Consider the following 9,895-nt stretch of genomic DNA (forward strand, 5'->3'; position numbering starts at 1 on the left):
CGAGAGATCTTTGCCAAATCCCGATTGCTTGAAGCCGCCGTGGGGGGCCTCCGAGGCGATGGGGAGGTGATCGTTGATCCAGACGGTGCCCACCTCCAGATCGGCGGCCAGCTTCATCGCTCGTCCGATGTCTTGAGTCCACACAGAAGCCGCCAGCCCGTATAGGACGTCATTGCCCAGGCGTAGCGCTTCCGCTTCTTCGCGGAACGAGCCGAGCGTGAGAACCGGCCCAAAAACCTCACTCTGCACGATCTCCGCTTTTTGATCGACATCGGTAATCACTGTGGGTTCGTAGTAGTAGCCCCGGTCTAGTTGGGAAGGGATCCGCCCGCCGGTCAGCACCTTGGCTCCCTCGGCTTTGGCCCGCTCCACAAATCCCATCACCCGCTCTCGCTGGGCTGCCGAGACCAGGGGCCCCATCTCCACCCCCGCCTCAAAGGGAGGCCCCACCACCACCTTGCGCATTGCCTCGACAATGGCCTCTTGCATCTGCGCCAGCTTGCTCTCGTGCACATAGACGCGGGTAGCTGCCGTGCAGTCCTGGCCGCTGTTGAAGGTGGCGGCAAAGGCGGCCTTGGCAGCCACGCTTTCCACGTCGGCATCTGCAAAAACCAGGAAGGGTGCCTTGCCCCCCAGTTCCAAATGCACCCGCTTCAGGGTGTTGGCGGCGGTGCGCATCACCTGCTTGCCGGTGGCGGTAGAGCCAGTGAGGCTGACCATGCGCACTTGCGGGTGTTCCACCAGGGCTTGGCCAGTGGCATTGCCTCCGGTAACGATGTTGACCACCCCCGGCGGGATCCCGGCCTCGGCAGTGAGCTCCGCCAGCCTCAAGGTGGTTAGAGGAGTGGTGGGAGCAGGCTTGAGCACTACCGTGCAGCCGGCGGCTAGGGCAGGGCCAATCTTCCAGACGGCCATCAGCAGCGGGTAGTTCCAGGGGGTAATTTGCGCGCACACCCCCACCGGCTCCTTGCGAAATAGTGAGGTGTAACCCTTGGCGTATTCTCCGGCGCTGAAGCCATGGATGTCGCGGGCGGCAGCGGCAAAGAAACGCAGGTTATCTACCGCAAAAGGCAGATCCCCTCCCAAGCTCACCAACTCATAGGGCTTGCCGGTGTTTTCCGACTCCAGGCGCGCCAGTTCAGCAGCCTGCGCCTCGATCAAATCCGCCAGTTTCCAGAGGGCCAGGGATCGCTCGGCGGGGGTGAGCTTCGACCAACGGCCATCGGAAAAGGCGGTTTGGGCAGCCTGGACTGCCCGATCCACATCGGCGGGGCTGGCGTCCACCACCTCCGCTAGTTTCTCCCCCGTGGCTGGGTTCTCGATAACCATCAGGTCTCCCCCTTGACTATCCACCCATTGGCCGTCGATCCAGAGTTTGTAGGCCATGGCCTCTTCTCAACTGCTCGCTAGAAACACTTCTCCCCATTGTGCCGAATCTTGTCCAGCTTGGGGGGTGTTGTCGGGGAGAGGGATCCCCTCTCTTCCATTTCTGTCTGATAAGGTCAGAAGGGAGCTTTCTGCACAAGCGAGGTTGGCGCATGTCTCCTGTGCTGTGGCAAGCCATTGGGTACGCCTGCGGGATCTCGTTGGGGATCCTGGGACTGGTTGCCCTCATCAACTTTCTCTGGCAGCGCTTAGAGCAGCAGGCCGAGAAAGCTACGGCCCAGCCAGCCGAGCCGCCAGCAGCTCCAGAACCCCGCAGCACCTCGGAGGAGGGATCCCTGTCGACATGAGTGACACAGTTCGCGTTCACGTTTGGGTACGCGGGCGAGTTCAGGGGGTAGGGTTTCGGGCTTACACGGAAGCCATGGCCCGCAGCACCGGTGTCCACGGTTGGGTGCGCAACTTGCGGGATGGCCGTGTCGAGGCCGTTTTTGAGGGATCCCCGGCGGCGGTGGAGGCAATGCTGCGCTGGTGTCAGCAGGGCAGCCCCGGCTCGCAGGTGGAGGGCGTCGAACACCGCTCCGAGCCACCCGAGGGCCTCTCCACCTTTGAGATCCGCCCCACCGTTTGAGGCAGCGGGTCAGGAGCTGGTGACATCCCACTAGAATGGGGAAACCTGCCCTTTACTCTTTTGGCCATGACGGTTGCTGCTCCTGCCAAAGTGGAATACGAAGCTGTCATTGGGCTGGAGGTGCACTGCCAGCTCAGCACCCGCTCCAAGATCTTCTCCAGCAGCGCGACGGCCTTCGGCGCTCCCCCCAACACTCAGATAGATCCCATCTGCATGGGCCTGCCCGGCACCCTGCCGGTGCTCAACGAGAAAGTGCTGGAATACGCAGTCAAGGCTGGCTTGGCCCTCAACTGCACCATTGCCCCTTACAGCAAGTTTGACCGCAAGCAGTACTTCTACCCCGACTTGCCCAAAAACTACCAAATCTCCCAGTACGACCTGCCCCTTGCCACCCACGGTTGGGTTGAGATCCAGCTTAGCGACGGCCGCACCAAGCGCATTGGCATCACTCGTTTGCACATCGAAGAAGATGCGGGCAAGTTGGTGCATGCCGGCAGCGATCGCCTTGCGGGATCCAGCTATTCCCTGGTGGATTTCAACCGGGCAGGAGTCCCCCTCATCGAGATCGTCAGCGAGCCGGATATCCGCACCGGGGAAGAAGCAGCCGAATATGTGCAGGAGCTGCGCCGCATCCTGCGCTACGCCGGCCTGTGTGATGGCAACCTGCAGGAGGGATCCCTGCGCTGCGATGTCAACATCTCGGTGCGTCCGCTGGGGAGTCAAACCTTCGGCACGAAGGTGGAAATCAAAAACATGAACTCCTTCAACGCCATCCAGCGGGCGATTGAGTACGAGTTCAACCGCCAAGTCAAGGCTTTGGAAGCAGGCGAGCCTATCGTGCAGGAAACCCGCCTTTGGGAAGAAAACAGCCAGCGCACCATCAGCATGCGCAAGAAAGAGGGATCCAGCGACTACCGCTATTTTCCCGAGCCGGATCTGCCGCCTATTCGCGTTACCGAGGCGCAAAAAGCCCGCTGGCAGGCGGAGCTGCCGGAATTGCCCGGCGTGAAGCGGCGGCGCTACCAGGAGGCATATGGCCTTTCGGTGTACGACTCCCGCTACCTCAGCGACGAGCGCAACACCGCCGAGTACTTTGAGGCCGTGGTTGCCGCTGGCGCTGACCCGAAGGCAGCCGCCAACTGGATGATGAGCGACATTGCCAGCTACCTCAACACCCACAAGCTGGACTACCCCGACATTGCCCTAAAACCGGAAACCCTGGCCGAGTTAATTAGCCTCATCGAGCAGGGCGTCATTTCCAGCAAAATTGCCAAGGAGATCCTGCCGGAGCTGTTGGAAAAAGGTGGCTCTGCCCGCGCCTTGGTGGAGGCCAAGGGCCTGACCCAAATCTCCGATAGCCACCTCTTGGAGCAGATGATTGCCGAGGTGCTGGCAGAAAACCCCGAGCAACTGCAGCAGTATCGCGGGGGCAAAACCAAGCTCTTTGGCTACTTTGTCGGGCAATTGATGAAAAAAACCCAAGGGCGGGCGGATCCTAAGCTAGCCAACGAGCTGCTCAAGCGGCATCTAGACGGGTGACCTCCTCCTTTTCCGCTTCAACGGGATCTTGCAGTCCCTCCACGAGCAGACACGGGCTGCCCCACCGCGTAGGTGTCCTCGACTCCAGCAGCGCTCACCGCCTCTTCGCGGGGGTGTTTGGATCCCGGCCCTGGCTTTGCCAGTGCAGTGCGGGACTTGTCCACCCCCCCTAGCTAACTCCAGACTTCGGTGAGGGAGTAGCCCAACTCCTGGATCATGCGCCGCAGCAGGGGCAAACTTAACCCGATGACGTTGCCAGGACACCCCTCGATCCGCTCCACGAACAGGCTGCCCCGACCGTCGATGGCAAAGCAGCCAGCACAATTGAGCGGCTCGCCGGTGGCCACGTAGGCGCGGATCTCCTCGTCGCTGGGCTTGGCAAAAAACACCCGCGTGACTGCATAGTGGGTGAGGCGGCGGTTCTGCTTCGTGTCAATCAAGGCATGACCCGTGTAGAGCTCCCCCACCTCGCCCCGCATTTGCCGCAGGCGCCGTTCCGCTTCCAGAGCATTGGCCGGCTTGCCCAGGATCTCGCCACCTAGGTAGAGCACCGAGTCGGCCCCGATAACCAAGACGGGCTGCCGTTGTTGGGCCGCCACCACTTCGGCTTTGGCCGAGGCCAGCTTCTGCACCAGCTCCACCGGATCCGAGCTTTGGATTTGGCTTTCGTCAAAGTAGCTGGGTTGAACGCGGAAAGGGATCCGCGCAGCTTCTAACAATTGGCGGCGGGCAGGAGATTGCGAAGCCAGGACAATGGGAGGCAACATCGATTCAATACTCAACTCAAGCCTAGACGTTTGCAGGAGCGAAGTTCGCTCCACTTACCAGTTTCCATTACCCTAGTCAAGGTACGCCCAATAGGCGCTCAAAGGAAACTCTCTCGATCTCTCCCAACTGGATCCCGTTTGTGACCACCCTGCCCTCCCAGGCCTCCCCTCAAGCCAAGCTTGTCCCTGCTGGCCTCCTCCAGCGGTATTGGGGAGATGAAGACACTCCCGAAAGCCGCTGGGTCAATTTACTGGTGGCAGCCCTGGTTCTCTGCTCGTCCACCTTCTTTGTGGCGGAAACCTACCCCCTGCCCTTGGAGGTGCGCCTTAGCCTAGAGCGGCTGGATCGCCTGATCCTTGGCCTGTTTGTAGTGGAGTACCTGCTGCGTTGGGCAGCGGCTCCGCAGAAGCTGCGCTACGTCTTCAGCCTCTATTCGCTCATTGACTTGCTGGCGATTTTGCCGTTTTTTGCTGGTCTAGCCGATATTCGCTTTATCCGTCTCCTGCGCTGGTTTCGCATCCTGCGGCTGCTGCGCCTAGTGGAGGGCAAGACCCTATTGGGTCAGGTAATCTCTGCTGACACCCGCATCTTGTTGCGCATCCTTTTTACTCTCTTTGCGATTGTCTTTGTCTACTCTGGCCTTATCTACCAGGTGGAACATCCGGCCAATCCCACCGCTTTTGCCACCTTTTTGGATGCTTTCTACTTTTCTGTTGTCACCATGACCACGGTGGGGTTTGGGGATCTCACCCCCACCTCTGAGCTGGGCCGGCTGTTGACGGTGCTGATGATCTTGACGGGCGTGGCCCTGATCCCTTGGCAAGTGGGGGAGCTCATCAAGCAACTGGTGAAAAGCGGCAACTCAGTTCAGTGGGCCTGCCCAGGCTGTGGTCTCTCCCAGCACGATGAGGATGCCCAATTCTGCAAGCGCTGTGGCACGCCGCTCTACCCGGATAGCCAAGCCCCTCCAGCCAGTAGTCCGCTGGCCAATCTCCCGGTTGGGGGCAAAGACAGGATAGGCTAGGACGGGATCCAGAGAACCTGCAATGTGGGCACATCCCGAGTTGGCCATCCCTGGCAAGCTCAATGTAAAGGCGGGAGTGGTGATGCTGCTGGCAGCCATCGTCCTGGGCCTCATCCTCAGCCAAGTTCAGCCGCTGCTGCCCGCTCCGCAGGATTTGCCAGGGATCCCTAGGGAACCCCTTTCCTGGCAAGAGGTGCCCAAACAGAAATACGCCTGGCACATCTGCTACGCCTTTTTGGGCAATATGGGGCTAATCAACATCGGCGGCGGACTGGCGCTGGTGGTGTTGGGATCCCGCTTTACGGCTGGGCACCTGTTTTCCCAGATTCTTCTTTTGGGGGGAATGCTGCACCCTGCCTCTTGGGCCTTGGTAGCCCTGACCGGGTTAGAGGGATGGGGCTGGCTGGGCAATATCGGGGCAGCAGCCGTGGCGCTGGTTGTGATAGCCCTGTTTGTTCGCCTGATCTGGGCCACCTATTGCTCAGCGCAAGCCCTTCAACGGCAAACCCGATCCCGCCTCTCCCGCTAGCTTCCCCGGCAGTTGGGAAAGGCTAAGAAACTGTTTAAGATTGTTTTTAGACATTGTCTCTGCTAACACTCGACTGGGCATGGCTATCAAAGAAGAGGTTTTTTTTGAGGGCGGCCCTCACACGGGCGATCTGGTGTTGAACTCCTTCCTCGGCCTCACCCTCGTCGGCTTGCCTCTGTTTGTGGGGGCGCTGGTGCGCAGGCTGTGGGTTCACTACCGGATTACCAACCGCCGCATCACTGTCATTGGCGGCTGGGGGGGGAAGGAGCGCTCTGATGTCATTTACAAAGAGATTGCCAGGGTGGTGACGGTGCCACGGGGCCTGGGCACGTGGGGCGATATGGTGCTTACCCTCAAAGACGGCAGCCGCCTAGAGATGCGGGCAGTACCCCGCTTCCGCGAGATCTACGCTTACATCAGCGAACGCCTTGACGAGAAAGCCCGGCAGGTAAGCGGGCCCATCGGCCAGAAGCGCCGCCCTGCAGAATCCTAGCCATGCCCGACCCTGCCCCAAGCTGGGATCCCGCTTGGCCACAACGCCTAGCGTTGGTGCATGAGTACCTCATCTGGCCGGGGGGATCGGAAAGGGTTTTGCAGGAGTTGGTGTCTTTTGCCCCGCAAGCTCCTCTCTATGTCAGCCTTTTCTCGGCCCACACCTTGCCGCCGGGCTGGCAGAAGCTGTCGATTCACACTTCGTTTTTGCAGGGCTGGGCGCGCCGGCTGGGGGTGCTGCGCCGCAGCTACCATGCCCGCCTAAAGTACATCCTGCCCTGGATGCCTTTGGCCTACGAGAGCTTCGACTTTTCCGGCTATGACTGTGTAATCTCCAGCAGCCATGCCTTTGCCAAAGGGATCCTGACGGGGGCCTCCACTCTGCACCTCAGTTATATCCACAGCCCCCCTCGCTACCTCTGGGAAAGCCGAGAACTCTATCTAAAACGGGCAGGTCTGGGAGGGCTCCGCCCTCTCTCCTCCCTCAGCCACTGGCTGCTGCACCGCCTACGCCAGTGGGATTTTGTGGCAGCCCAGCGACCAGATCTGTTGATTGCCAACTCGCAGCACATTCGCCGTCGCCTCGCCAAGCTCTACCGCCGCGAGGCCGTGGTTATCTATCCGCCGGTGCCCCTGCAGGGGTTTGAGCCGGTGGCCAATCCCCAAGCCGACTACGACCTGGTGGTGAGCCGGCTGGTGCCCTACAAGCGGGTGGATCTGGCCATTGCTGCCTGCAAGCAACTGGGCCGCCGTTTGGTGGTGGTGGGGGAAGGACCGGAGCTGCCGCGACTGAAGCAACTGGCAGGGCCGCAAGTGGAGTTTTTGCCCCACCAGCCCCAAGACCGTCTGCAGGAGTTGCTGGCCAACTGCCGGCTGCTGCTGTTCCCCTGGGAGGAGGATTTTGGCCTGGTGCCGGTGGAGGCGCAAGCTTGTGGCCGCCCCGTAGTCGCCCTGAACTGGGGAGGCACCCGGGAGACCGTCATCCACGGCCAAACGGGGATCCTCATCCCCGAAGCCAGTGTGGAAGCCCTCGTCGAAGGACTGCGCCAGGCAGAGCGACAGGAGTGGGATCCGCAGCAGATTCGTGCCCATGCTCTGCAATTTCGGCCGGAGCGGTTTCACGCCCAACTGGGATCCCTGCTGCGCTGGGCCTGGCCCCGTTTCCAGGCGGGAGAGCGCTTGGATCCGCAAGAATGGCAACCTCAGTAGGGCCGCCGCTGCACAAAAGCCGGCAACTCGATGCGGCTGCGCTCCCCCCTTTCTCCGCCGCTGCAGCCCGTGGCCAAAACAGAGCGCTTCAGCAGCCTTTCTGTGTGATCCTGCTCCTCCTTGAGGGTAAGGGGGGGGATCCCACCAGCGGGCGTTCTCCCAGTTGTGGGTCGGCTGGTGGGTGGGGAGGGAGCAGGCCCTTCAGGCACCGCCTGAACCCGTTCCTGAGCTGGGCGGCCAGACCTGAGCTCGACAACTGCTTGGGGAGGAGCTGCAGACGACTGCCGCAGGGCGGCCAGTTGTTCCTCCAGCTCCTGGTTGCGTTGCAACAACAGAGCCACCTCTTTTTCCTGAGTTTGGGCATAGGCGTGGGCCTGCACACACTCGGTTTTCAAAGTCGCCACCTGCTGCTGCAGCTTCTCGATCTGTTTTTGGCTAACCAGATAATGGGCCTCCGCCAGCTCCCGTGCCCGCTGGGCTTCTTCCAGGCTTTCCCGAGTTGGTCGCTGGGCCAGCTCCCGAACCTGCTGCTGCACTTCCTGCCACTGGGCAAAGGTGGGCCGCTGAGCCAGCTCTTGGAGAAGCTGATCCCGATCAGCCCGTAAGGCGTCGAGCTCACGGGTGAGAGCCTGCACTTGCTCTTTTAGAGCAAGGAGCCGCTGCGCCTGCAGGGACTCCGCCTCGCCGCTGGGATCCCCTTGGGCTTTTGGCTCTTGGCGCAGAGCCTGTAGCTCCGCCTCCAGTTTGGCAATGTGCTGGGTCTGTTCTGCCTGACGCTGCTGGCTCTGCTGCAGCTCCGCCAGCAAGGTGGCTCGCTCAGCCTTGGCAAAAGAGGCTTGTTGGCGCAAGCGGTTCAGCTCCGCTTGCAAGCTTGCCCATTGCTCCTGCGAAGGGCGTTCTTCCAATTCGCGAAGACGTTGCTGTGCCGCATTCAAGTCGGCTTCCAGGCGTGCCTTTTCGCTTTCCAGATCCACCTTGAGACGCTGCCACTCAGCCTCGGCCTGGCGGTGGGCCGCTTCCAGCTCCGCCCGTAGGGTTTCCATTTCCTGCGCAGAAGGCCGACCGGCCAGCTCCTGGATTTGCGCCTGCAACTGTGCCTTTTCCTTCTCCAGCTCTTGGATGCGGAGCTGCAATTGGGCTTGCAAAAGCTGCACCTGCGGCAACTTGACGGCATATTCCCCCAACTGGTTCGCCTGCTGTTTCAGCTCCAAGAGCTCCTGCTGCAGTTGATAGAACCGGGCCGGATCAACGCGCCGCTGCAGTTCTGCCTTCAGGGTTTCGATTTCTGCTTGGCTGGTCTGCAACTGTTGCTGCAGGATCTGGTAGTGCTCCAGCGTGGGTCGGCGCTCCATTTCCCAGAGGAGATTTTGTAACTCTTCAATGTGTTGCTGTTGGAGCTGAAAAGCTTCTAGGGTAGGACGTTGTTCCAGCCGCGCCTTCTCCTCTTGACAAGCCTGCAAAGCTTGCTCCCGCTCCTGCAGTTGGGCCTGCGCTTCAAGCAGTTGCCGTTCCAGGCGATGGGTACATTCAATCTGCTGCAACGACAGTGCTTCTGACTCTGCTAGGGAGCGCTCCAAGTTGCGCACACGCGCCCGCAAGGCTTTTAGCTCCTCTTCCACTTCCATAGCCCGGCTGCTCGACAGGTTATGGGCTTTACTCTAGCAGATGCTCCGGGCAAATATCCAGCTCGACACCACATATAGTGTGAGTTTTTGAGTTCCCGCAAAACTGACGCTAGAGCTGTCACCTCCATCCTCTATACTTGGGGGAGTTAGTTTTGGGGCGGGAGTCCTGTGATCAAGCTGGGATCTAGACTTTGGGAGTTGGCGCTGGCCCTGCTGAGTGTAGCTTCGGTCAGTTGTGGTGCCGACGCGCTCACTGCCAGAACCCCTTTGCCGCCGCTAATCACCAGCAGCGACATTCCTGCCGCCGTCAGCCGGGGCGGCTTTTTGGAGGTCGGGGTCTCGGTGTCGGTGCCGGGTCGGATCCCGGCGGAGCTGGCGTTTCAGGTATCATGGTCAGGGATCGAGGTGCAGACGCTGTCAGCAGCCCAGGTCAACTGTGTCTCCGGCGAGGTGTCCTGCACTACCCGCTTCCGCATCCGCCCCCCTTCAAACTTGGTGCCCGGCTCCTACCTGCTTAGTTTGCGAGTTTTCGACCGGTTGGGACAAAGTGCCGCTGTGACCGAGACGGTGCTGTTGAGGGATCCCTGAGACTGGCCTGGTTGCACCTTAGCGTTGTCTTTCAACGTAAGGCGCGGGATTCCCCACCGTATAGACGGTGGGGAGGGATAGCGCCTCCTGACTGATTCTGGATATAT

General features: G+C 60.7%; 11 protein-coding genes. 8 read left to right on the forward strand and 3 right to left on the reverse strand.

Annotated elements, in window-relative coordinates; all coding sequences use genetic code 11:
- Positions 1 to 1,386: gamma-aminobutyraldehyde dehydrogenase (locus tag NW863_RS08720; protein WP_414365823.1), on the reverse strand; the 1,386-nt coding region annotated here is incomplete at its 3' end.
- Between the two features lie 152 nt (positions 1,387 to 1,538).
- On the opposite strand from NW863_RS08720, the gene NW863_RS08725 reads away from it, so the two are divergent.
- The 3 genes from NW863_RS08725 to gatB all read left to right on the forward strand — a co-directional run bounded on the left by NW863_RS08725 (position 1,539) and on the right by gatB (position 3,553).
- Positions 1,539 to 1,733, forward strand: a complete 195-nt coding sequence (locus NW863_RS08725; RefSeq protein ID WP_414359456.1) for a hypothetical protein — start codon at positions 1,539 to 1,541, stop codon at positions 1,731 to 1,733.
- A complete protein-coding gene (locus NW863_RS08730) occupies positions 1,730 to 2,014 on the forward strand; it encodes an acylphosphatase (protein WP_414365824.1) in 285 nt (94 codons plus the stop codon). The genes NW863_RS08725 and NW863_RS08730 overlap by 4 nt, the downstream gene beginning before the upstream one ends.
- A 66-nt stretch (positions 2,015 to 2,080) precedes the next feature.
- Positions 2,081 to 3,553: an Asp-tRNA(Asn)/Glu-tRNA(Gln) amidotransferase subunit GatB gene (gene gatB, locus NW863_RS08735; RefSeq protein ID WP_414365825.1), complete on the forward strand. Its 1,473-nt coding sequence runs from the start codon at positions 2,081 to 2,083 to the stop codon at positions 3,551 to 3,553.
- Positions 3,554 to 3,726: 173 nt separating this feature from the next.
- Here gatB and NW863_RS08740 read toward each other — a convergent pair whose 3' ends face one another.
- The gene (locus NW863_RS08740) at positions 3,727 to 4,320 is read right to left on the reverse strand and encodes a Maf family protein (RefSeq protein ID WP_414365826.1); all 594 of its coding nucleotides are present in this window, start codon (positions 4,318 to 4,320) and stop codon (positions 3,727 to 3,729) included.
- 140 nt (positions 4,321 to 4,460) lie between these two features.
- Here NW863_RS08740 and NW863_RS08745 point away from each other — a divergent pair, with 140 nt between their 5' ends.
- From NW863_RS08745 to NW863_RS08760, 4 genes are all read left to right on the forward strand, one after another.
- Positions 4,461 to 5,345, forward strand: coding sequence for an ion transporter (locus NW863_RS08745; RefSeq protein ID WP_414365827.1), 885 nt, complete (start codon positions 4,461 to 4,463; stop codon positions 5,343 to 5,345).
- Between the two features lie 22 nt (positions 5,346 to 5,367).
- Positions 5,368 to 5,874, forward strand: coding sequence for a hypothetical protein (locus tag NW863_RS08750; RefSeq protein ID WP_414365828.1), 507 nt, complete (start codon positions 5,368 to 5,370; stop codon positions 5,872 to 5,874).
- Between the two features lie 79 nt (positions 5,875 to 5,953).
- Complete coding sequence (locus NW863_RS08755) at positions 5,954 to 6,367, forward strand: PH domain-containing protein (RefSeq protein WP_414365829.1); 414 nt, start codon at positions 5,954 to 5,956, stop codon at positions 6,365 to 6,367.
- Positions 6,368 to 6,369: 2 nt separating this feature from the next.
- Entirely contained in the window at positions 6,370 to 7,575 is a 1,206-nt protein-coding gene (locus NW863_RS08760; protein ID WP_414365830.1) for a glycosyltransferase, read from the forward strand.
- Here NW863_RS08760 and NW863_RS08765 read toward each other — a convergent pair.
- Complete coding sequence (locus NW863_RS08765) at positions 7,569 to 9,200, reverse strand: hypothetical protein (protein ID WP_414365831.1); 1,632 nt, start codon at positions 9,198 to 9,200, stop codon at positions 7,569 to 7,571. The two genes, NW863_RS08760 and NW863_RS08765, sit on opposite strands and share 7 nt — an antisense overlap.
- 168 nt (positions 9,201 to 9,368) lie before the next feature.
- On the opposite strand from NW863_RS08765, the gene NW863_RS08770 reads away from it, so the two are divergent.
- Positions 9,369 to 9,788, forward strand: a complete 420-nt coding sequence (locus NW863_RS08770; RefSeq protein ID WP_414365832.1) for a hypothetical protein — start codon at positions 9,369 to 9,371, stop codon at positions 9,786 to 9,788.
- Positions 9,789 to 9,895: the final 107 nt, after the last annotated feature.

The organism is Synechococcus sp. B60.1, from assembly GCF_047462555.1.
GTDB lineage: Bacteria > Cyanobacteriota > Cyanobacteriia > Thermostichales > Thermostichaceae > Thermostichus.

Bases quoted from the DNA above. Each gene is read 5' to 3' on its own strand.
- NW863_RS08740 (WP_414365826.1), bottom strand. From the start codon at position 4,320: ATGTTGCCTCCCATTGTCCTGGCTTCGCAATCTCCTGCCCGCCGCCAA.
- NW863_RS08730 (WP_414365824.1), top strand. From the start codon at position 1,730: ATGAGTGACACAGTTCGCGTTCACGTTTGGGTACGCGGGCGAGTTCAG.
- gatB (WP_414365825.1), top strand. From the start codon at position 2,081: ATGACGGTTGCTGCTCCTGCCAAAGTGGAATACGAAGCTGTCATTGGG.
- NW863_RS08750 (WP_414365828.1), top strand. From the start codon at position 5,368: ATGTGGGCACATCCCGAGTTGGCCATCCCTGGCAAGCTCAATGTAAAG.
- NW863_RS08760 (WP_414365830.1), top strand. From the start codon at position 6,370: ATGCCCGACCCTGCCCCAAGCTGGGATCCCGCTTGGCCACAACGCCTA.
- NW863_RS08755 (WP_414365829.1), top strand. From the start codon at position 5,954: ATGGCTATCAAAGAAGAGGTTTTTTTTGAGGGCGGCCCTCACACGGGC.
- NW863_RS08765 (WP_414365831.1), bottom strand. From the start codon at position 9,200: ATGGAAGTGGAAGAGGAGCTAAAAGCCTTGCGGGCGCGTGTGCGCAAC.
- NW863_RS08725 (WP_414359456.1), top strand. From the start codon at position 1,539: ATGTCTCCTGTGCTGTGGCAAGCCATTGGGTACGCCTGCGGGATCTCG.